Origin of the sequence: Leifsonia sp. 21MFCrub1.1 (assembly GCF_900107895.1) — a bacterium.
Classification (GTDB): Bacteria; Actinomycetota; Actinomycetes; order Actinomycetales; family Microbacteriaceae; genus Leifsonia; species Leifsonia soli.
The window spans coordinates 3,450,688-3,470,276 of sequence record NZ_LT629867.1 but is presented as its reverse complement, the minus strand read 5'-3'; the positions used below and the strand labels follow the sequence as shown (position 1 = coordinate 3,470,276).

The 19,589-nt window shown below is 68.0% G+C and carries 21 protein-coding genes and 3 tRNA genes; 16 read left to right on the top strand and 8 right to left on the bottom strand.

Annotation, left to right across the window (positions count from 1 at the left end; translation table 11 throughout):
* The first annotated feature begins 4 nt into the window (after nt 1–4).
* Nucleotides 5–1,021, top strand: coding sequence for an alpha/beta hydrolase (locus BLW09_RS16295; protein ID WP_089915137.1), 1,017 nt, complete (start codon nt 5–7; stop codon nt 1,019–1,021).
* Here the strand turns inward: BLW09_RS16295 and BLW09_RS16290 are convergent.
* Nucleotides 1,008–1,496 (bottom strand): YajQ family cyclic di-GMP-binding protein, encoded by a 489-nt coding sequence (locus BLW09_RS16290; RefSeq protein WP_089915134.1) that lies wholly within the window; start codon nt 1,494–1,496, stop codon nt 1,008–1,010. The two genes, BLW09_RS16295 and BLW09_RS16290, sit on opposite strands and share 14 nt — an antisense overlap.
* A gap of 141 nt (nt 1,497–1,637) precedes the next feature.
* Here BLW09_RS16290 and BLW09_RS16285 point away from each other — a divergent pair, with 141 nt between their 5' ends.
* On the top strand, nt 1,638–2,285 hold the full coding sequence (locus tag BLW09_RS16285) for a biliverdin-producing heme oxygenase (protein WP_089915130.1): 648 nt from the start codon (nt 1,638–1,640) through the stop codon (nt 2,283–2,285).
* 69 nt (nt 2,286–2,354) lie between these two features.
* On the opposite strand, the gene BLW09_RS19100 is transcribed toward BLW09_RS16285, so the two are convergent.
* Together BLW09_RS19100 and BLW09_RS16280 are read right to left on the bottom strand one after the other, a co-directional pair.
* Nucleotides 2,355–2,498, bottom strand: coding sequence for a hypothetical protein (locus tag BLW09_RS19100; protein ID WP_172824152.1), 144 nt, complete (start codon nt 2,496–2,498; stop codon nt 2,355–2,357).
* Nucleotides 2,499–2,587: 89 nt separating this feature from the next.
* A complete protein-coding gene (locus BLW09_RS16280; RefSeq protein ID WP_089915128.1) occupies nt 2,588–3,067 on the bottom strand; it encodes a nucleoside deaminase in 480 nt (159 codons plus the stop codon).
* 133 nt (nt 3,068–3,200) lie between these two features.
* On the opposite strand from BLW09_RS16280, the gene BLW09_RS16275 reads away from it, so the two are divergent.
* From BLW09_RS16275 to BLW09_RS16265, 3 genes are all read left to right on the top strand, one after another.
* The gene (locus tag BLW09_RS16275) at nt 3,201–3,551 is read left to right on the top strand and encodes a helix-turn-helix domain-containing protein (protein ID WP_089915124.1); all 351 of its coding nucleotides are present in this window, start codon (nt 3,201–3,203) and stop codon (nt 3,549–3,551) included.
* Between the two features lie 110 nt (nt 3,552–3,661).
* Nucleotides 3,662–3,746 (top strand) — tRNA-Tyr (locus BLW09_RS16270).
* A 111-nt stretch (nt 3,747–3,857) separates the two neighbouring features.
* On the top strand, nt 3,858–4,670 hold the full coding sequence (locus BLW09_RS16265) for an inositol monophosphatase family protein (protein ID WP_089915121.1): 813 nt from the start codon (nt 3,858–3,860) through the stop codon (nt 4,668–4,670).
* A gap of 40 nt (nt 4,671–4,710) precedes the next feature.
* Here BLW09_RS16265 and BLW09_RS16260 read toward each other — a convergent pair whose 3' ends face one another.
* The 3 genes from BLW09_RS16260 to BLW09_RS16250 form a co-directional block, all read right to left on the bottom strand.
* Nucleotides 4,711–6,459 carry a glycoside hydrolase family 13 protein gene (locus tag BLW09_RS16260; RefSeq protein ID WP_089915118.1) on the bottom strand — a complete coding sequence of 583 codons (1,749 nt, stop codon included), beginning with the start codon at nt 6,457–6,459 and terminating at the stop codon, nt 4,711–4,713.
* Nucleotides 6,460–6,484: 25 nt separating this feature from the next.
* Nucleotides 6,485–7,513, bottom strand: a complete 1,029-nt coding sequence (locus BLW09_RS16255; protein WP_089915115.1) for a LacI family DNA-binding transcriptional regulator — start codon at nt 7,511–7,513, stop codon at nt 6,485–6,487.
* Nucleotides 7,514–7,633: 120 nt separating this feature from the next.
* Nucleotides 7,634–8,491 carry a pentapeptide repeat-containing protein gene (locus BLW09_RS16250; protein WP_089915112.1) on the bottom strand — a complete coding sequence of 286 codons (858 nt, stop codon included), beginning with the start codon at nt 8,489–8,491 and terminating at the stop codon, nt 7,634–7,636.
* Nucleotides 8,492–8,600: 109 nt separating this feature from the next.
* On the opposite strand from BLW09_RS16250, the gene BLW09_RS16245 reads away from it, so the two are divergent.
* The 3 genes from BLW09_RS16245 (at nt 8,601) to BLW09_RS16235 (ending at nt 9,864) form a co-directional block, all read left to right on the top strand.
* Nucleotides 8,601–9,557 (top strand): aldo/keto reductase, encoded by a 957-nt coding sequence (locus tag BLW09_RS16245; protein ID WP_089915109.1) that lies wholly within the window; start codon nt 8,601–8,603, stop codon nt 9,555–9,557.
* A 116-nt stretch (nt 9,558–9,673) separates the two neighbouring features.
* A tRNA-Thr gene (locus tag BLW09_RS16240) sits at nt 9,674–9,745 on the top strand.
* A 45-nt stretch (nt 9,746–9,790) separates the two neighbouring features.
* Nucleotides 9,791–9,864, top strand: a tRNA-Met gene (locus BLW09_RS16235).
* A 78-nt stretch (nt 9,865–9,942) separates the two neighbouring features.
* Here the strand turns inward: BLW09_RS16235 and BLW09_RS16230 are convergent.
* Both BLW09_RS16230 and BLW09_RS16225 read right to left on the bottom strand, forming a co-directional pair.
* Nucleotides 9,943–11,028 carry a site-specific integrase gene (locus BLW09_RS16230; RefSeq protein WP_089915105.1) on the bottom strand — a complete coding sequence of 362 codons (1,086 nt, stop codon included), beginning with the start codon at nt 11,026–11,028 and terminating at the stop codon, nt 9,943–9,945.
* 85 nt (nt 11,029–11,113) lie between these two features.
* Nucleotides 11,114–11,725, bottom strand: coding sequence for a helix-turn-helix transcriptional regulator (locus tag BLW09_RS16225; RefSeq protein WP_157696987.1), 612 nt, complete (start codon nt 11,723–11,725; stop codon nt 11,114–11,116).
* 770 nt (nt 11,726–12,495) lie between these two features.
* On the opposite strand from BLW09_RS16225, the gene BLW09_RS16215 reads away from it, so the two are divergent.
* The 8 genes from BLW09_RS16215 (at nt 12,496) to BLW09_RS16185 (ending at nt 19,584) form a co-directional block, all read left to right on the top strand.
* A complete protein-coding gene (locus tag BLW09_RS16215; RefSeq protein WP_089915096.1) occupies nt 12,496–13,239 on the top strand; it encodes a sigma factor in 744 nt (247 codons plus the stop codon).
* Nucleotides 13,236–14,339 carry a hypothetical protein gene (locus BLW09_RS16210; protein WP_089915093.1) on the top strand — a complete coding sequence of 368 codons (1,104 nt, stop codon included), beginning with the start codon at nt 13,236–13,238 and terminating at the stop codon, nt 14,337–14,339. The genes BLW09_RS16215 and BLW09_RS16210 overlap by 4 nt, the downstream gene beginning before the upstream one ends.
* Nucleotides 14,340–14,415: 76 nt before the next feature.
* Entirely contained in the window at nt 14,416–15,069 is a 654-nt protein-coding gene (locus BLW09_RS16205; protein ID WP_089915089.1) for a hypothetical protein, read from the top strand.
* A 4-nt stretch (nt 15,070–15,073) separates the two neighbouring features.
* Nucleotides 15,074–15,229, top strand: a complete 156-nt coding sequence (locus tag BLW09_RS18990) for a hypothetical protein (RefSeq protein WP_157696986.1) — start codon at nt 15,074–15,076, stop codon at nt 15,227–15,229.
* Nucleotides 15,226–15,549: a hypothetical protein gene (locus tag BLW09_RS16200; protein ID WP_089915086.1), complete on the top strand. Its 324-nt coding sequence runs from the start codon at nt 15,226–15,228 to the stop codon at nt 15,547–15,549. The genes BLW09_RS18990 and BLW09_RS16200 overlap by 4 nt, the downstream gene beginning before the upstream one ends.
* A 5-nt stretch (nt 15,550–15,554) precedes the next feature.
* Nucleotides 15,555–16,598 carry a hypothetical protein gene (locus BLW09_RS16195; RefSeq protein WP_172824234.1) on the top strand — a complete coding sequence of 348 codons (1,044 nt, stop codon included), beginning with the start codon at nt 15,555–15,557 and terminating at the stop codon, nt 16,596–16,598.
* Nucleotides 16,599–16,601: 3 nt separating this feature from the next.
* Nucleotides 16,602–18,134, top strand: a complete 1,533-nt coding sequence (locus BLW09_RS16190) for a PrgI family protein (RefSeq protein WP_089915081.1) — start codon at nt 16,602–16,604, stop codon at nt 18,132–18,134.
* Nucleotide 18,135: 1 nt separating this feature from the next.
* A complete protein-coding gene (locus tag BLW09_RS16185) occupies nt 18,136–19,584 on the top strand; it encodes an ATP-binding protein (protein WP_089915077.1) in 1,449 nt (482 codons plus the stop codon).
* The last annotated feature ends 5 nt before the right edge of the window (nt 19,585–19,589 follow it).

Below are 19,589 nucleotides of genomic sequence, written 5' to 3'. Positions count from 1 at the left end.
CGGCATGGCGAACGCGCGCGAGTGGGTCCCCGACATCCTCGGGGAGCCGTTCGAGCAGCTGACGCTGCCGCTCCGCCCGGACGCGGAGGGCGAGGTCGTCGCCACACTGGTCCGCTACTCGCCGCCCCCGCGCCTGCACCTCCACCGTCGACCGGCCGCCGACACGGACGTGCTGTACGTGCACGGCTGGTCGGACTATTTCTTCCAGACCGAGCTCGCCGAGTTCTGGCACGATCAAGGCGCGCGGTTCCACGCCCTCGATCTGCGCAAGTACGGGCGCAGCCTGCGCGACGGCCAGACGCCGGGCTTCGTCGACGATCTGGCCGTCTACGACGAGGACATCGCGGCGGCCCTCGCCGCGATCGGGCACGGCGAGACCTCCGCGGAGGATGCGGCGCCGCGCCCGCGTTCGCGCCGTCTCATCCTGCTCGGCCATTCGACCGGCGGCCTCACCCTCAGCCTGTGGGCCGACCGCCACCCTGGCCGGGCCGATGCGCTGATCCTGAACAGCCCGTGGCTCGAGTTCCAGGCGCGGTCCGCCGGACGTGCCGCCCTGACCCCGCTGATCGACCTGCATGCGCGCATCGACCCGAAGGCCGCGATGCCCAACGTCGACCTGGGCTTCTACAGCCGCACGGTGTCACGGACCATGGACGGCGAGTGGGACTACGACCTGGCCTGGCGCCCGATCCGCGGCTTCCCCGTCCATCCCGCCTGGCTGGTGGCCGTGCTGGCGGGGCACGCGCGCGTCGCCGCCGGCCTGCACATCGACGCGCCCGTCCTCACCCTGCTGTCCGCGCGATCGACGCTGCTGCCGCACTGGACGCCGGACATGCTGACCTCGGATGTCGTTCTGGTCGTGCGCGACATCGCTCAGCGGGCGCTGCAGCTGGGGCCGACGGTCACGGTCTCGTGGCTGGAGGACGCCCTCCACGACGTCTTCCTGTCGCGGCCGCCGGCGCGCCAGGCGGCCTACGAATCCATCACGCAGTGGATGCGCGGCTACCTCAGCGCAGGTTGACGAACTGCACGGCGACGTCGAGGTCCGCGTTCTTGAGCAGCGCCATGGTGGCCTGCAGGTCGTCGCGGCTCTTGGAGCTGACGCGCAGCTCGTCTCCCTGGATCTGCGACTTCACGCTCTTGGGCGCCTCATCGCGGATCAGCTTGTTGATCTTCTTGGCCGCATCCTGCTCGATGCCGTTCTTGAGCCCGACTTCGATGCGGAACTCCTTGCCGGACGCGTACGGCGCGCCGGTGTCGAGCGACTTGAGGGTGATGCCGCGCTTGATGAACTTCGATTCGAGCACCTCGAGCACGGCCTTCACGCGCTCCTCGGTGTTCGCCTTCAGGAGGACCTTCTCGCCGCTCCACTCGATGGACGCGCCGACGTTCTTGAAGTCGTAGCGCTGGTCCACCTCTTTGCGGGCCTGGTTGACGGCGTTGTCCGCTTCCATCTTGTCGACCTTGCTGACGACGTCGAATGAGGAGTCTGCCATGGTGTCCGTCCTTCCCCTAGAGAGCTCCTCCCAGTCTACGAGGCGGGATGGGTCCGCCTGCGAAGGTGCTGGACGCCGCCTTGACGGAAGTCACGCGCGTAGGAGAGGCTGAGGTAAGCCTCCCCTAAGTCAGGAGACCCGATGGCTGAACTGATCCCCTTCTCCGAAGCGCTTCGCGAACGCACGCGCGGCGTGCACCAGGAGAGCGAGGGCGCCGGCTTCATGCAAGACCTGATGAGTGGGCGGGGCTGCCGCGACGACTACATCCAGCTGTTGTCGCAGCACTACTTCATCTACGAGGCGCTCGAAGAGGCGGCGGCGTGGATGGGTGACGATCCGGTCGCCGCGCCGTTCATCAGCCCGAAGCTGACCCGTCTTCCGGCCATCGAGGCCGATCTCGACTTCCTGCTCGGCCACGACTGGCGGGAGCGGATCGCACCACTGCCCTCCACAGCGCGCTACACGGCACGCATCCGCGAGGTCGGGCGCACCTGGCCGGGCGGCTTCATCGCGCACCACTACACGCGCTACCTCGGCGACCTCTCCGGCGGGCAGATCATCCGCACGCTGCTGCAGCGCCAGTACGGGTTCGAGACCAACGGCGTCGGCTTCTACCTCTTCGCCGACATCGCAAAGCCGAAGTTGTTCAAAGACACTTACCGGTCGCAACTGGATGCGGTCGAGTGGACCGAGGAGGAACGCGACCGCGTCATCGCGGAGGTGGCGCTGGCATTCCGCTTCAACACGGAGCTGTTCGACGACCTGGCGTCGGCCAAGGCCGCGGCCTGACGCGGGAGCCCGCAGCGGGCTTGGGTGCTCAGCGCGATCTAGCGCCGCCTGTCGCGGAGTCGGTGTGGATCAGGCTGTCTGCGCGAGCTCGGCGTAGTAGGTGACGTGGCAGCCGTCACCATTGCACTCGACGCAGACGGTGATCTCCTCATAGTGCTGGGCGGGGTCGGCTCCGGTCCCGTCGCACCGTTCGCAAATCTCCAACGTTCTCATGCCCCGATTGTGCGCCGAACCACCGACATCGGCGGCAGGCCCGTCGGGGTGTCGCGATCGCGCGGGGATGGGCCCCTGCGCCGACGCGCTCAGTCGCGCCAGAAGCCGCGGTGCGGAACGGCCGCTTCGTCTTCGAGCACGGGACCGACCACCGTGACCGGGCGGTTCCCGTCCGCGAAGACCAGGCGGCACGGATGGTCGAGGGTCGGAGTCCCAGGATCGTCGCCGGTGAGGGCCAGCAGGCCCCGGCCGGAGAGGGCGTAGACGACCGTGCCGATTCCGGCCCAGTAGATGGCCCCCGCGCACATGGCGCACGGCTCGCACGAGGTGACGAGGGTGTATCCGGAGAGCTCGGCGTACGGGATGGTCCGGGAGGCCCTCCGGACAAGGTTGGTCTCCGCGTGCCCGGTGACGTCCTCCTCCGTGACCACGCTGTTCTCCGCTTCGAGGACGATCTCGCCGTCCGGCGCGACGAGGACGGCGCCGAACGGGTGGTTGCCGTTGGCCCGCGCATCGGCGGATACCTGGATCGCGCGTCGGACGTGGTCGTCGAGTGCAGCTGTGGTCATGCGGGGTCCTCACGGGTCGTCGGGATGCGCGGCTTCGATACCTGTCTACCGTGTCCACCGTGCGATTCTGCCCAGAGCAGAACCGCCGAAATCCACCGTCGCGGATGCGGTGGCGCCGACATAGGCTGGCGGCATGCTCGTACGGCATGCGATCGGATCGGTGCTCCGCCGGATCAGGACGGAGCACGGGACGACGCTGCGCGAGCTCTCCGAGTCATCGCGGGTGTCGGTGCCCTACCTCTCCGAGATCGAGCGGGGACGCAAAGAGGCCTCCTCCGAGATCCTCGCCGCGCTGTGCCGGGTGCTGGGGGTCAGCGAGGGCGAGCTGATGACGCGGGTCGCCGCCGAGTTCGCCGGTGCCCAGGTGCTGAGTCTGGTGCCGGAGCGCGAGCTCGCGGGCGCATCCGCATCCACTCTGGAGCTGCAGTCGTCTGCCGTGGAGAGCGGCGCGCGCACTCCCGGCGTCGTCGCACTCGCCGCCTGACGGCGGCCGTGCGCTCGCTGAGCGGGCGCTGATTTCGTCTGCAGCCGCCCGCCGAGTATTCTTGTGTGGCGCCTTCGGTCACGAGTGAACTGGTGGTCGGGAGCGCCAATGGCGAGTTACCCAAGCGGCCAAAGGGATCTGACTGTAAATCAGCTGTCTACGACTTCGGGGGTTCGAATCCCTCACTCGCCACCACGCTGCGAACGCGCAGGCGACAAGCCCTCGGCCACCGGCCGGGGGCTTTCGTCATCGTCGGAAGAAACCGCTCCGATCTGCGACGGAGCGCGGGTCTGACAGGCTGGAGGCATGACCTCCAATGCCGAGCTGCTCGAGATCGCCGCAACCGTCGCCCGCCGCGCCGCCGCCTTCGCGCTGCAGCGACGACGGGACGGGGTGGAGATCGCCGCCTCGAAGTCGTCGCTCAGCGACATCGTCACGCGGGCCGACCGCGAGACCGAGCAGCTGATCCGCGATGCGCTCTCGGCGGCCCGGCCGCGCGACGGGTTCCTGGGGGAGGAGTCCGGTGGCGGAAGCAGTCAGAGCGGGCTGACCTGGGTCGTGGATCCGATCGACGGAACGGTCAACTACTTCTACGGCATCCCGGCCTGGGCGGTCAGCATCGCCGTCGTCGAGGGCGACCCGGAGCCGACGACCTGGAACACCCTCGCGGGCGCGGTGGTGAACCCCGTCTCCGGTGAGGCCTTCACCGCGTACGCCGGGGGAGGTGCGCGGCTGAACGGGGAGCCCATCCACGTCACGGACGGAGTGGAGCTGCCGCTCGCCCTCATCGGCACCGGCTTCGGCTACGACGCCGAGGTCCGGCGCCGCCAGGCGGGCTTCGTCGCGGAGCTGATCGGCGACGTGCGCGACATCCGGCGCATCGGCGCCGCCTCGCTCGACCTGTGCTCGGTCGCCGCCGGCCGGCTCGACGGGTACTACGAGCGCGGGCTCAACCCGTGGGACCACGCGGCGGGAGCACTCATCGCCGCGGAGGCGGGTGCGCGCGTCGCCGGGATCGGCGGAGGGCCGGCCGACCGCCGCCTCACGGTGGCGGCCGGACCGGACCTCTTCGAGCAGCTGCACCCCCGCGTCGAGCGCTTCTACGCCGACTGGGAGTAGGACCCCGGGGCCGGCCGAGCCGGGCCCGGCCGAGCCGGGTTCAGACGAGCCAGGCGGTCGTGTCGCGGGGGAGCATCCCTCCGTCGAGCGCGCCGCTCGCCAGCACGACCTCGCCCTCGGGAAGCGCCACGGGCGCCTCTCCGAAGTTCACCACGACGGTGACCTCGCCGGAGCGGAAGGCGAGCGTCCCCTCGCCCAGGTCGATCCACTCGGGGGAGCCGAACGCCAGGTCGTAGCGGCGGCGGGCATCGAGGGCGTCCTGGTACATCGTCAGCGTCGAACCCGGCACCCCGGCCTGCGACGAGCGCGTGTAGGCGGCCCACGTCGAGGGCTGCGGGAGCCAGCTCGCCGCGGTGGGTCCGAAGCCGTACGAGGCCTCCGTGCCCTCCCAGGGGATCGGGACGCGGCAGCCGTCGCGGCCGTACCGCTCGCCGTTGGTGCGGAACCAGGTGGGGTCCTGGCGCGCGTCGTCGGGGAGGTCGATCGCCTCCGGGAGACCGAGCTCCTCGCCCTGGTACAGGTAGGCGGAACCGGGAAGGGCGAGCATCAGGGCGGTCGCGGCGCGGGCCCGGTGCAGCGCGAAGACCGGGTCGGGCAGGCCGGTTGTCTTCGGCCCGATGCCGTGCCCCTGCAGGTTCTCGCCGTGCAGCGCCAGGCGCGTGGCGTGACGGACGACGTCGTGGTTCGACAGCACCCACGTGCTCGGGGCGCCAACGCTGCTGAACGCCGCGATGGAGCGGTCGATCACGCTGCGGAGCGCCGCCGCGTTCCACGGCGTCTCCAGGTATGCGAAGTTGAAGGTCTGCTGCATCTCGTCCGGCCGGACCCAGCGCGCCAGCTTGTCGAGCGGCTCGACCCAGGCCTCGCCGCAGAGCACGCGGTCACCGGAGTACTCGTCGAGGACCGTGTGCCAGTCACGGTAGATCGCGTGCACGCCGTCCTGCGCGAAGTAGGGAGGAGTCGCCGGCTCGCCGCCCGCGTGGGCCGCGATCTCCGGCTCGAGCGGGATGCCGCCGGTCTCGAGCGTCGGAGCGGCACCGCCCATGCTGCCCGTGTGCGCGGGCGGCGTGTAGTCGGGGAGGCCGGCCTCCTTGACCATGCCGTGGGCGACATCCACCCGGAAGCCGTCGACACCGCGGTCCAGCCAGAAGCGCAGGATGCCGCGGAACTGCTCCCACACCCACGGGTTCTCCCAGTCGAAGTCCGGCTGGGACTTGTCGAACAGGTGCAGGTACCACTGGCCGGGGCGGCCGTCGGCCTCGGTGACGCGCGTCCAGGCGCCTCCGCCGAAGATCGACTCCCAGTTGTTCGGCGGCAGGTCCCCGTTCTCGCCCGTGCCGTCGCGGAAGATGTACCGCGCGCGCTCGGGGCTCCCCGGGCCGGCCGCGAGGGCCTCCTGGAACCAGCGGTGGTCGCTCGACGAGTGGTTCGGCACGATGTCGATGATCACGCGGAGGCCCAGGTCGTGGGCGGTCGCGAGCATCCTGTCGAAGTCGGCGAGGGTGCCGAAGCGGACGTCGACGTCGCGATAGTCGGAGACGTCGTAGCCGGCATCGCGCTGCGGGGAGCTCTGGAAGGGCGACAGCCAGACGGCATCGACTCCCAGCTCGCGCAGAGCAGGGAGGCGGTGGGTGATGCCGGGCAGGTCGCCCATCCCGTCGCCGTCCGAGTCGGCGAACGAGCGCGGGTACACCTGGTAGATCACGGCGGAGCGCCACCATTCGCGGCCGGGGGCCGATGGAGTGGGCTCGGTGTGGGTGAGGGGGGTCGGAGCGGCGATGGTGGTCACCTCGTGTTCGTCTCGGTTGTGATGGTCAGGGGTGGACGGCGGTGCTGGACCGCACGATCAGATCCGCCGGGGCGGTGTGGCTGAGAGGTTCGGCGCGCGCTCGGCCGGGGGAGGTCCGGGCGGCCTGGAGGGCGTCGAGCAGCAGCGCAGCGGCCTGCTCGCCCTGGCGCCCGGGATGCTGCGCCACCGTGCTGAGCCCGAAGAAGTCGGCGAGGGGGTGGTCGTCGATGCCGATGATGGAGACGTCACGGGGCACGGAGAGCCCGAGGTCGCGTGCCGCCAGGATGGCGCCGATGGCCATCTCGTCCGATGCGGCGAAGATCGCGGTCGGGCGTTCGTGCGGCGACCCGAGCAGCTGCTTGGCGGCGTCGTATCCGCCGGGGAGGGTGAAGTCGGACGCGCGATGGAGCTGATCGTCGACCGGGAGGCCCGCATCCCGCAGTGCCTGCTCGTAGCCGAGCCTCCGGCTGGTTGGGATGTGGAAGTCGAGGTCGAACTCCTGCGAGCCGCCGATGTGGGCGATGCGGCGGTGGCCCAGGGAGATCAGATGCTCCGTGGCGAGGCGGGCGACGGCGAGGTCGTCGATCGTCAGCGTGCTGACGCCGGGCAGCGGTCCCCCCACCCCGACGACGGGCTTGCCGAGGGCGAGGAGGCGGCCGACCTCTTCCTCCGCGAGCTCGAGGGACACGGTGAACACCGCATCCACCCGGTTGCGCAGGAGGTGGTGGTCGAAGACCCGGCGGCGCTCGCCGCCGTCCCCGCTCAGGTTGTAGAGCGTGAGGTCGTAGCCCTGGCCGAGCAGGACGCGCTCCGCGCCCTCGATGACGGAGGTGAAGAACCAGCGGCTGAGGTGCGGGACGACGGCGCCGATGTTGCGGGTGCGACCGGATGCGAGGCTCGACGCGTCGGAGGAGACGACGTATCCCAGCTCCGATGCCGCCTGGACGACCCGGGCGCGCGTGCGGTCGGAGACCGGTCCGTTCCCGCTCAGGGCGCGGGAGACGGTGGCGGTGGAGACGCCGGCGAGACGGGCGACATCGTCGATCCCGGGCATCCCACCTCCTGTGTCTCATGCGGCGTCTGGTGCGGTGGAAGCGTTTGCGTCCGCCGGTGCAGGGCGGTCGGCCGCGCACAGCGGCAGTATAGCGAAGCGGGTGGAAGCGTTTGCAGTGTGTCAGGACCAGTGGCCGGGACGGTCGAGCGCCGGAGGCAGGAGCGTACGCCCGTCGCCGGTCGCGGCGTTGACCTGCACCTGCGTCAGGTAGATCGCCTCGCGCAGGTCGGCGCCGTCGAGGCGGGCGTCGCGCAGATCCGCTCCGATCAGCTCGGCTCGGGAGAGGTCGGCGTCGCGGAGGTCGGCGGCGATCAGGAGGGCGCCGCGGAGCTCGGCTCCCCGCAGGTCTGCGCCGCGGAGGTCGGCGCCCAGCAGGTCCGCGCCGGGACGGATGCGCGAACGGGCGGTGCGCTTGCGGCCGGCGCCGATCGGGCCGGCGCCGACGGGTCCGGCCTCGCGGGTCAGGCGGGCCGCGTCGCGGAGGAGGTCGGCTGCCGGGGCGCGGAGGTCCTCGATGTCGGTCTCCACGATGACGGCGCCGGGTGCGTCGGTCAGCGACCGGACGTCGGCGTGGGCACGCCGCAGAGACGGGTGGATGCCGGCCGCGGCTGGGAGCGCCAGAGCCTCCTCGAGGTACCAGAGCAGCTCGTGCAGCTGTCGCATCAGCGGGAAGACCGCGAACATCTCCCGACGTCGTTCCGCGTCGTCGCGCCATCCCCGGCCGTCGAAGGTGTGCTGCGTCACCTGCTGGCCGGCTCCGAAGCAGTCGAAGACCGTGCAGCCGCGGAAGCCGCGCTCCCGCAGGTGCGAGTGGATGCTGCAGCGGTCGTCGCCGTCGAGGTTGACGCACGGGTCGCCCGCCGCCTTATCGAATGCGAAGTCGGCGGAGCGGGCGAAGGCGAGGGCGACGCAGCAGAGACCGACGCAGCGGGAGCAGTCGGCTCTCAGCTCGCGGCGGGGGTCTTCGGCGGTACGCACCCGTCCACAGTACGGGCCCGCCGCATCCTTTCCACACCCTCAGGGAGAGCCGGAATAGCCCCGGGTCGCCCGCGTTAGCGTGGAAGAAGGAACAACGAAGGAGATCAGCATGACTGCACCGCGCCGCACGATCGGCTCGTCCGACCTCGAGGTCTTCCCGCTCTCGCTCGGGGGCAACGTCTTCGGCTGGACGGCCGACAGGCAGACGTCGTTCGACGTCCTCGACGGGTACACAGCGGCCGGCGGCAACTTCGTCGACACCGCCGACGGCTACTCGGCGTGGGTGCCGGGCAACACCGGCGGCGACTCGGAGCGCATCCTCGGCGAGTGGTTCGAGGCGCGCGGCAACCGCGACCAGGTGGTGCTCGCCACCAAGGTGAGCCAGCATCCCGACTTCAAGGGTCTCGCGGCCGACAACATCCGCCGCGCGGCCGACGCTTCGCTGGAGCGCCTGAAGTCCGACTACATCGACCTCTACTACGCCCACTTCGACGACGAGACGGTGCCCCTGGAGGAGACGGTCGCCGCCCTCTCCGGGCTCGTCGACGCGGGCAAGGTGCGCTACATCGGCATCTCGAACTACTCGCCGGAGCGCATCGAAGAGTGGTTCCGGATCACCGAGCGCGACGGGCTCCACCGCGCGGTCGCGCTCCAGCCGCACTACAACCTGGTCGAGCGCGGCTACGAGACGGCGTACCGCCCGATCGCCGAGCGCGAGGGCCTCGGCGTGATGCCGTACTTCGCTCTCGCCGCCGGGTTCCTGACCGGCAAGTACCGCGACGGCGTCACGGTCGACAGCGCCCGCGCCGGCGGTGCGGCCAAGTACCTCGACGACACCGGTCGCGCCGTCCTCTCCGCGCTCGACGAGGTGGCTGCCGCGCACGGCGCCTCCGTCGCCACGGTGGCGCTGGCCTGGCTGGCCGCGCAGCCGACCATCACCGCCCCGATCGCGAGCGCGCGCACCACGGAGCAGCTTCCCGACCTGCTGGCGTCCGTCGAGCTCGAGCTCACCGGCGACGAGCTGGAGGCCCTCGCCGGGGCCTCGGAGCCGGCCGCCGCGGCCTGAGCCGCGCGGGGCGGGGCCGCCGCTCCCGGGCGCCCGCGATGGTACGGAGCACCCCGCCGTGGGTGGTATCCTCGAACGGTTGCCGAAAACGACGTGCCTCCGGCCGTCGCGGCTCCGCCCCCTTAGCTCATTGGTAGAGCACTTCCTTGGTAAGGAAGAGGTAGTGGGTCCGATTCCCACAGGGGGCTCCGTCTCCCGTCCTGCGACTGGCTCGCTCGACGTGGGGATGCCACGGCGGGGTAGCTCAGGTGGTTAGAGCACACGGCTCATAATCGTGGTGTCGCGGGTTCGAGTCCCGCCCTCGCTACAAAACCCCCGGAATCTCAAGGTTCCGGGGGATTTTTGCTTAACAGGACCGGCCCAACCCCGCATAAACCCCGCACATTCATTTCGCTGTGACGACCTTGTTGAGGGCCGCGGCGGCCCGGGTGCCGCCCGTGTTTTTCGCCATGTAGACGTCCTGGGTGAGCGACGGGTTCTCGTGACCCAGGTACTCGGCGATCTCTCGTGCTGTCATGCCCGCTTGGTCCAACGCTGTTGCGACGGTCTTCCGGAAGCTGTGGCTCGTGACGTCAGGGAACCCCAGGCGTGCCCGGGCGTCGCGCCAATCCCGGGAGGTGTTGCGGGGGTCGCGGATGTTGCCGCGGATGGTGGGGAAGATCAGGTCATGCGCGTTCGCGACTTTGAACTCGGACTTGCGCCGGCGAAGCAACTCGACGAGCGAGTCCGCGATGGCGATCGTGCGAGCGCCAGCGGCGGTTTTGGGATGGTCCTGGATAATGACGCCCTTGCCCTGTGCGCGGATGACATTCGCCCTGATGCTCAGAAGTCCGGCGTCCAGGTCGACGGCGTCCCATGTGACGGCGAGCACTTCACCGAGACGGCAGCCGGTGCTGGCCAGGAAGAAGATCACGTCGACCTGGTCGAGCTGGTTCAGCCGCTCGTCATGCTTGACCGCGTTCAGAAGCCCGGGCAGCACACCAAGCGGGATGGCAGTCGCGCCATTGCGCTGTCGCTTGATGTGTCCGATTTCGCGGACCGGATTGGTGCGTACAAGGTCGGACCTCGCGGCCAGGCCCATCATTCCGGACAGGACAGCGCGGCAGGCTTTCGCAGCGCCCGGGCCGTTGCTCGAGCTCACACTGGTGATGAAGCGATCGAGCCGTTCTGTGGTGGCTTCCGAGACGGCGAGGGACCCGATCTTGGGGCGGATGAGGTGCTCGATCGTCTGCCGGTATGTGTCGACCGTGCGCGGTGCTCGGTCCGCTTTGCTCTCCAAGAAGACGTCCGCCAGGTTGGCGAGCGTGGTCTCCCGCTTGAGGCTCTTGCTCGTAGTTGACTCGACCGCAGTGAGCGCTCGCTGGAGGGAATTGCGGGCTTTGGCTTTGGTGGGACCGAACCGTTCGATCTGCCGAAGCACGCCATCTTCGAAGCGGTAGCGCGTGCGGGCGCGCCACTTGCCGTCGGTCACTTGCGCCACGGTGATGTTGCCGTAGCTGCCGATCGGCGTCCTGGGTCGAACCGTTTTCCTCACCCTTCCTGTCGCGTCCTATGCATTACAAGCTCTCGGGCTCTAACGACTCCACCTCGCTCTGTGCGAGTTCCAGCCCGGCCGTTTGGAGAAGGTTTGCGACGCTTGCTGCTTCCTTCGCGATTCGGTCGATGCGCTGTTCAACCTCAAGGTTTGCAGCGACTAAGTCAGGGTCTGCAGCCGCTTTCTGGGACTGGAGCACGATCTCGAGGCGATCGAGCTCTCGACGAAGGGTTCCGAATTCCCTCAGCGAGCTGAGGATTGCGATGTCGGAACGCTCGGATGCGCTGCGCGGGCGATACGCACTCGCCGGCGTCGCGGAGAGCCAGCAGTCGAACTCGGCGGCGGTCATGCTTTCGAAGTCCTCGCTGAGGTTGGGCAGGTCGAGTACGGAGTCCGGTGTCCCGACCGGGGCAAGCAGCATGCTCACCGGCACGTTCAACCCGCGTGCGATGTTCAGCAGCTGGCTGAGGCTGATGTCGGCTTTTCTGCCCGACTCAATGTTTTCCAGGATTGCCTCGGTCACGTTCCCTCCGGGAATGGCGTTTGCTAGGTCCCCTGTTGTGCGATAGCCGCGCTCCCTGCGGGCCAATCGAATGCGTACGCCGATGCCGGATTCCGATCGAAAGTCTGCCATTTCAACAGAGTAGCGCTCGTCCTGTTGTCAAGCTAGCGATTCTGCGCTACCGTTATTACAACAACTCAATCGCTCCTAGGTTGTCGAAGCGGAGGAGACATGATGACTGGAGAATTCATACAGCCCGCAGAAGTGGTCGAACTTACCGGGCTGTCCATTGCAGCGCTCGCCCAGCTGCGCTATCACGGCAAGGGGCCACGCTTCTATAAGCCCACCCCGCGCACCGTCCTCTATAAGCGAGCGGAGGTGTTGGCATGGCTGGAGGCGAGCGCTCAGACGAGGACCGGAGTGTTCGCGTAGACGAACCGAGGCCGGCTGCTGCAGGGGTCATCCAGGACTTCGTCGACGGTTATCTCGTACCGGTCGATCCGATGGATGGTCTGCAGTGTGAGAGCTGTCAATAGAACCGCCGGTTCACCCGGCGTGCCGCCCGAATGCGACCCCTGTTCGGGGGTAGCGTGCGGCACCAAATGGAGCGGCTGATTCTTACCCCGATCACCGTGACGCTCGGCTCCCAGTTCGAGTCAGGGCGGCGGTAACGCATCGTGACTAAGACTCCCGAACTTCAGAGCCGAAGTCGCTTCTCCATCACCCAATCCGGGCACGCCGCCCCGAACTCCCCGGCGTGGCTCGGCTCACCCGCCCAATCACTTTCATGGACGCTTCCGCGCGCCCGTTCGCGCTGATCAAGCGCGCCCTCTGACGGGCCGTCTCGGCCCGAACCCGGTCCTTCACAGTAGCCACCTCCATGCAAGGAAGGTTGTGAACTCGTGGCTGAAGGAACCCAAGTCCGCACGCGGCCGGATGCTCTTCTCACGGAATTGCTCCGTGAAGTCGACACCCTGCGGCCGTACGTCCGTTTTCAACTGCGCGGCTGGCCGAATGAGGTCGACGCCGTTCTACAGATAGCCCGGGAGACGGTCTGGCACCGATCCTCGACGTTCGACCCCAAGCGTGGGTCGCCTCACGCGTTCGTGTTCGGCATCACGCGTCATGTTGTGCTGAGGGAGATCGAGCGGAAGCACGTCCCGATGGATGGCGTCCCGGACGATGTCGAGTCCGCCTCGGATATCGACCCGTTGGAGGTGATGATCCGCCGGTTCGACGCGCACCGGTGGATGGTGCTGGTGGCCGATTTCGTCGGCCCATCTGACTGGCACGTGATGAGCGACCTGAGTCTGGCAGACGGTGACGCCGAGCGGGTGGCAGGAGCCCATCAGCTGTCCAGGCGCACTGTCCGCACGATTCATGACCGCGTGTGCCAGACCGCACGCACCGTGCTCGCCGCCCTCGCGGCCGCGGACGCAGGACTGCCGCTGACGGGATCCGTGATCGTATCGTGCGTGCCCGAGACAGGTGGGTTCCGTGAGGTCGCAGAGATGATCGGCGACGACCCCGGCACGATCGCCGCGAACCTTCACATCCATCCCGGCTCGGCGCGGGCACGGATCGCGACCGCGAAGCGATTGCTGATGATCGCCCGCACCGTCCTTGAACAGGAGGTGGCGGCGTGATCGGCGTCGGTACGGCTACCGCGCGGGCCGTCGCCCATCCGAAAACGACCCGGAACCTTCTGACCGTCGCCGCGGTCATCGTCCTGGTCGTCCCTGTCGCGCTCGTCGCCGTCCCGGTGTCGCTGGTGCTCGCAATCGGCGCGAGCGGTTTCGGTGGTGGTGGGGGAGTGTGCGGTGGATCCGCCCCGTCCGTGGAGGCTGGCCAGAAGGTGGACGGGTACGGACCGGAGCAGTTGAAGATCGCGGCGACGATCATCACCGTCGGCCAGAAAATGAGCGTGCCCCTGCATGGCCAGACTCTCGCGGTGATGGTCGCGATCGGAGAGTCCGGGCTGCGGAACCTCGATCACGGGGACGCCGTCGACAACACCACCATCGGCGTCTTCCAACAGGGCGCCGGATACGGCACTCCTGCGCAGCGGATGGACCCGGCGACCGCGGCCGCCGCCTTCTACACGCGCATGCTGCACGTCCCGAACTGGCAGACCCTCGCTCCGACGCTCGTCGCGCACGCGGTCCAGATCAACGCCGACCCGAACCACTATGCGCCATTCTGGACACCCGCCGAGCACGTGTTGGCGGCGCTGACTGGGGCGAGTGCGGGCACGTGCCAGGTGCCCGCCGACGCCCGCGCCGCCGCCGCGGTGCTGGTTAGTGCGATCCAGTCGAAGAAGCTGAACTTCCTCGAGCCCCGCTACCAGCAGCAGGTCACCAACATGGCCGAAGGAACCGCGACACCGGACTGCACGATCGACGCCCACCTGCTCCAACTGATCGTCGTCGCCGTCCAGTCGTTCCAGCAGGTCGGGGTCAGCGACCTGAACCGGCGCTGCACGGGCATGACGCCCGGAGCCGGTACCGCGTCCGCGCACTGGAAGGGAAAGGCGGTGGACTTCTATGCGATCAACCGGCAGTCCCTCACCGGCGCGGACACGCTCTCGGTCCAGCTGATCCACGCGCTGGACCCCTATGCCCCACACGGGTCATCGGCCGGGCAAAGCGACTGCCGCACACGCGCCCACGTGTCGCTCGGTGTGCTCGTGAACTTCACCAGCGACTTCCCCGATACCTGCAACCACCAACACATCCAGGTGCCCTGACCTGCAGGTGCGCGCCAAAAGCTGCGCCGAACCGGAAGTTCTAGGTGAAGGCGCTACGAAACCGAGGTGAATCGAGATGAACAAGAAGCTGATCGCAATCGCGGCTCTCTTCCCACTCTTTGCCCTGACGGGCTGTGCAGCAAGTGCCCAAGACCCGAAGGGTTCGTTCACGACCGTCGCACCGGCCACACCGACCGCGACTCCGTCCCGCGACGCGACTCCCGCAGCTGACGGCATCGTCGACACCGTCTACGTGGAGGTCTTCCCGGGGAAGACCTTCAAGGCGAAGCACGGCTGCCGATGCACCCTCCCGGATTCGAACCAGGAACTTTTCCCGATGGGGACGCCCGTGATCTTCGTGAAGTTCACGATGAGCGGCGAATGGAAGCCCTCACAGGGAAACCAGACCTACCAGGATGTCACCGGCACCACGCTCAATGGCACGCAATTCGACGGACGTCCCGAACCGGCCGTCCTCGACACCGCCGACGGACCTTCCGCCGCCAAAGCCGCCGGACTTGCGTGGCTGCCGAGCGGGATCTTCCACGGCAAAACTAATTGGACGATTCCCAACGACAAGGAACGATCCTTCGGCGCCGCCTGGTACCTCCCGGCCGGCGTCGACCGGCTCCTGCTCACCATGAACGTCCCCTCCGAGGGACAGCCCTTACATCTGACCGTGCCCCTGCCCCCGTCCGCGACGGACGCAGCGAACGTGAGCGGAGAGTAACCCCATGGAGCTCGTGCTGAACGTGCTCGGCCTCCTGCTCATCATCGGCATCACCCTGCTCGGAATCGTCGGTTCCGGGCTGCTTGCGGCGAAACGGATGACTGAGACCGAAGAACCCGAGTCGAGAACAGATCCCACCGAAAGGAAGAACCACTCATGAGCGCACTCAACGAAGCCCTTGTCACCGCGCACGCTCGCGTGATCACCGTGTTGACGGTGAACAACCCGTCACCTGATTTCTCCGGCCCCGGCGTCGGTGCCCTCCAGTCGATCGCTAACGTCGTGTTCGCCATCGTTCTCACCCTCGGCGTAATCGGCGGTCTTATCGCGGCCGGGTTCATCGTCGTCGGCCACATCTCCAGCAACGGACGAGTTCAGAAGATGGGCATCGTCGGCGTGGTTAGCTGCGTCGCCGGAGTCGCCGTCGCCGCCGGAATCGCGGGACTGATCAACTGGGGTCAGTCGCTGAAGGTGGCGTGATCCCGATGCTCATCTCAGCCGCTGTTGCTCCGCCGGACCCTTTCTCGCCGAACTACGGCTGCTTCATGGCCGACTTCGGCTGCCAAGCCTCTCAGACCGTCGCCCAATTCATGGGCTCCACCATCCGCAACCTGGGCAACTTCATCGCCACCATGATCGCCGGGGCGTTCAACACCAACATCGACCAGGGCAGCTGGGAGATCGCCCACTCGCAGTTTCTGTTCTGGATCGCTGTCACCGCCCCCGTCATCCTGATCGTGGCCCTCGTGCAGATCGGGATCGCCATGATCCTGCAGGACTGGGCACGCATCGGGCGCACAGCCGCCGGCGCCGCCCTCGCAATCCCGTTCAGCGCCATCTGCGTATGGGGAATGCAAAAGGCGTCGGGAGTCACCGACGCCGTAACCACCAGCCTCACCTCCACCGTCCAAGGCGGTGACCTCAGCCAAGGCCTCTTGCGGGTGGTGGGGCTCTTGGACATCACCAAGCAAGCACCCAACGCAGTCATGCACAACGCCCAATTCACTCAAGGGGGCGTCATCTTTACCATCGCCAGCCAAGGCGCCCAAGGGCCCGGCTCGGTCGGGGAATACGTGTTGGCGTTGCTCGTGGTCGGGCTGATGATGATCGCCTCACTGTTCCTCTTCATCGCCATGTCAATCCGCGAGTTCGGGCTCCTCGCCCTGGCGGCGATGGCCCCGGTCGGGCTGATGATGATCGGCCAGCCGAAGCTCACCGCCTGGGCACAACGCTGGCTGAACCTCTCCGTCGGACTTCTCATCGCCAAGCCCCTTGCCGCCGGAGTCGTCCTACTCGCGGTCGAGTTGACCAAAGCCAGCCTCAGCATCGGCGTCATCCTCGTCGCCGCAGGCGCCGTCATCGCCGCCTCGTTCAGCCCGTTGTGGGCGACGAAGCTCGTCTCGTTCGCCGGTGCCGAGGTCGGCACCGCCCTCCATCACCGGTTCTCCGTCCGCGACCAGTTCTCGCGCGCGAGCACCGCCTCCGCACCCGTCCGCACCGCGGCACGGATCGTCAAGGTTGGGAGATAACTCATGACCACCCTCACCGCTGACCAGATCTTCACCGAGGAAGGCGCACCCCGGGTCCGCTTCGCGGCCCGGGAACGTCGCGGGATCTTCCTTGGGCTGACGTTCCTTCAGCTGGTCGTGATCGGCGCCGCCGTCGCGGTCCTGCTCTCCACTCTGTTCATCGACACCAACGCCATCTGGGCGGTGCTCCCGATCGTCGCTGTCGTGGTGTTCTTCGCGCTCGCCACCTACCGGCGCGAACCCGTCATTGTGATCGTTGCCCAAGCTGCCCGCTACATACGCCGGAGCCTGACCGGCCAGACCATCTTCCGCCGCGATGTGTGGTTCCGTGTCACCGTCGCCTCCCTCAACGTCGGTCACGCCCAGGTCGCCGCAGTGACCCCGGTGGTGGCATCGAAGTTCCTCCTGCCCGGAGCGCTCGGCGACGTGCAGATCGTGCAGATCCCGGGCGCGGGCGGCTTCATCTACAACGCCCGCGGGCGGCTCGCTTCCGTCACCGTCAAGGTCGGTTCCAAGGCGTGGGCGCTGCGAGACAAGGGCACCCAAGAGGCGGCCTATGACGGGTTCGTGGAATGGCTCAGTTCGCTGGAGAGCTTGCCCGGGGTTCGCGAAACCACGATTCGGATCCGGGTCGACCGGGCCTCCTCGAACGAATTGCGCGACTACCTGGTCGGGCGGGAGAACGAACACAATCCGCAGGTCACCGCCGAGCTGCGCGAGCAGTATTGGGCGTTGACCCGAGCGGCGTCAAAGCGGTCGATGGGATTCACGAACTACATCACCCTCACCTTCGACACCGGCGCACTGAACAGCGCGATCCGCGACGCGGGTAAGGGTCTTACAGGCCTCGCCGCCGTGCTTAGGGAGCGGGTCGCCGGCATCGAGACCTCGATGGAGCACGCTCGCCTCACTCCGGACGGATGGCTCACCGCTGAGGAGCTCGACGAGCTCAACGCGCTGTCTGCCGACCCCGTGGCCGCCGCGACGCGGCGTGAGCAGGACTCCTACATCGGCTCTGCCCCGTCGCCGGTGATGGGGATCGACGAGGGCTGGGATGCGATTCGCGTCGACGAGACCTGGCATCAGACGTTCTGGGTTGCCGAGTGGCCGCGCACCGACGTCCGCACCGGCTTCCTTGAGCCCCTCCTCTATGCGGGGGATGCGACGCGGGTGATCACGCTGCAGGTTCGCCCGGTGGCAACGCACAAGGCGCTGGCCCAGCTGAACCGTGCCCAGTCCGACATGGAGACCGCCGCGACAATCCGGATGAAGCTGTCCTCCCGCATCCCGCTCACCCACCTCCGTGAAGAGGAAGACCTCGCCGTGCGCGAACACGACCTCGTCGACGGGTTCGGCGACGTCCAGTACCGCGGCTTCGTCACCATCTCCGCCGAATCCAAAGACGCTCTCGCCAAAGCGCGGACGGACATCGAACAGGCCTCGCACCCCGCCCGGCTCGTCCTCGCATCAATGTCCGGCCAACAAGCTGCCGGGTTCGTCACCGCAGCGCTGCCGGTCCCGCTGGAAGGGGAATGAGATGAAGCAGTCCGCCGTCATCGGACGCATCCCAGCGAACGAGAAGGCTGGCGCCAACGGCCGCCACCGCCAGTCGGCCGCTACGGTCAAGACCTCGAGTTGGAAGTTGCAATCTTCGGAGTTGCCGGCGTCGAAGATGCCGGCCTGGGGGTGGAAGCAGCCGCACAACCTGCGTGGCCCACTACGCGCCACCCCACCCGCACACCGGTGCTCCTCCAAAGTCCTCGGCGGGGCGTATCCGTTCCTGGCGGAGACCGGCGACATCCTCACCGGTGCGTACATCGGGGAGAACCTCCTGTCCCGGGCGCCATTCTGTTTTGACCCCTGGGACGCGTACTCCGCCGAAGCAGTCCGCTCGCACTCGGTCGCGATCCTCGGGGTGAAGGGAACCGGGAAGTCGATGCTGGCCAAGTCCTGGTCATCCAGGCTGGCCCGGCTGGGTCGGAAGATCGCCGTGCCGCACGATCCGAATGGGGAGTGGGTGCGTGTCGCGGCGTACGTCGGCGGCACCTCCATCTCGGTCGGCCCGGGCAAGGCTGCCCGGATCAACCTCCTCGACGAAGGCCCGCGGGACGCCTCGTTCTCCGATGAGGACTGGAACCAGAACGTACTCCAGTACCGGCGCGCGACGGTGAAGACGATCATCCGACGTCTCCGCGAGGGCGGGAACCTGGAACCGGTCGAGCACACCGCTCTCGACGTCGCCCTCGACTCCCTCCGCGGGAACTCCACCGTCACCATCACCCACGTCTACGACCGTCTCGTCGACTCCCATCAGAGCCAGCCGCTCGAGGTAGTCGAGGCCGGGCACCGGCTCGCGCACTCGCTACGCCGGATGGTCTCCGGCGACCTCACCGGGTTTTTCGACGGCCCCTCCACCGTCCGTTTCGACGCCGACGCCCCCATGATGGTCGTCGACACCTCCGCGCTAAAAGGAGCCTCACCCGAGGCGCAGGCGCTCGCCCGGCTGGCGACCGCGAACTGGATCCGACGCTCCTCGCTCGGTGCGAACCGGCAAGCTCGGGTCATCGTCCACGAAGAGGCCGCCGTTGAGCTGCTCAACGATGTCTCGGGCGGTGACGGGCTCGCGGACCGTGTAGAAGACGAGAAGGTCGCCCGCCACCTCGGCACCTCGAACTGGTACCTGCTTCATCGGGTCGCCGACCTCGACGCGCTCGGCGACCGCAACAGCGCCCTCCGCTCCCGAGCCCTCGGTCTCCTCGCCGACTGCGAAACCCGGATCTCCTACGCGCAGCACTCGGGTGAGATCGCGAGGTCGCGGGAGATCCTGGGCTGGAACGACACCCAGGCTGACCTGGTCCGCAAGCTTCACAAGGGCGAAGGGCTCTGGCAGATCGGCCAGGACCGGGTCGCGAAGGTCCGCAACATCTGCACCGACTACGAACTCGGTATCTTCCGCACCGACGCGATGGGCGGTGAACGAGCATGAGAAAC

Excerpts from the sequence above, each read along its gene's own strand:
- BLW09_RS16295 (WP_089915137.1), top strand. The coding sequence starts at position 5 with ATGGCGAACGCGCGCGAGTGGGTCCCCGACATCCTCGGGGAGCCGTTC.
- BLW09_RS16290 (WP_089915134.1), bottom strand. The coding sequence starts at position 1,496 with ATGGCAGACTCCTCATTCGACGTCGTCAGCAAGGTCGACAAGATGGAA.
- BLW09_RS16285 (WP_089915130.1), top strand. The coding sequence starts at position 1,638 with ATGGCTGAACTGATCCCCTTCTCCGAAGCGCTTCGCGAACGCACGCGC.
- BLW09_RS19100 (WP_172824152.1), bottom strand. The coding sequence starts at position 2,498 with ATGAGAACGTTGGAGATTTGCGAACGGTGCGACGGGACCGGAGCCGAC.
- BLW09_RS16280 (WP_089915128.1), bottom strand. The coding sequence starts at position 3,067 with ATGACCACAGCTGCACTCGACGACCACGTCCGACGCGCGATCCAGGTA.
- BLW09_RS16275 (WP_089915124.1), top strand. The coding sequence starts at position 3,201 with ATGCTCGTACGGCATGCGATCGGATCGGTGCTCCGCCGGATCAGGACG.
- BLW09_RS16265 (WP_089915121.1), top strand. The coding sequence starts at position 3,858 with ATGACCTCCAATGCCGAGCTGCTCGAGATCGCCGCAACCGTCGCCCGC.
- BLW09_RS16255 (WP_089915115.1), bottom strand. The coding sequence starts at position 7,513 with ATGCCCGGGATCGACGATGTCGCCCGTCTCGCCGGCGTCTCCACCGCC.
- BLW09_RS16245 (WP_089915109.1), top strand. The coding sequence starts at position 8,601 with ATGACTGCACCGCGCCGCACGATCGGCTCGTCCGACCTCGAGGTCTTC.
- BLW09_RS16225 (WP_157696987.1), bottom strand. The coding sequence starts at position 11,725 with ATGGCAGACTTTCGATCGGAATCCGGCATCGGCGTACGCATTCGATTG.
- BLW09_RS16205 (WP_089915089.1), top strand. The coding sequence starts at position 14,416 with ATGAACAAGAAGCTGATCGCAATCGCGGCTCTCTTCCCACTCTTTGCC.
- BLW09_RS18990 (WP_157696986.1), top strand. The coding sequence starts at position 15,074 with ATGGAGCTCGTGCTGAACGTGCTCGGCCTCCTGCTCATCATCGGCATC.
- BLW09_RS16200 (WP_089915086.1), top strand. The coding sequence starts at position 15,226 with ATGAGCGCACTCAACGAAGCCCTTGTCACCGCGCACGCTCGCGTGATC.
- BLW09_RS16195 (WP_172824234.1), top strand. The coding sequence starts at position 15,555 with ATGCTCATCTCAGCCGCTGTTGCTCCGCCGGACCCTTTCTCGCCGAAC.
- BLW09_RS16190 (WP_089915081.1), top strand. The coding sequence starts at position 16,602 with ATGACCACCCTCACCGCTGACCAGATCTTCACCGAGGAAGGCGCACCC.
- BLW09_RS16185 (WP_089915077.1), top strand. The coding sequence starts at position 18,136 with ATGAAGCAGTCCGCCGTCATCGGACGCATCCCAGCGAACGAGAAGGCT.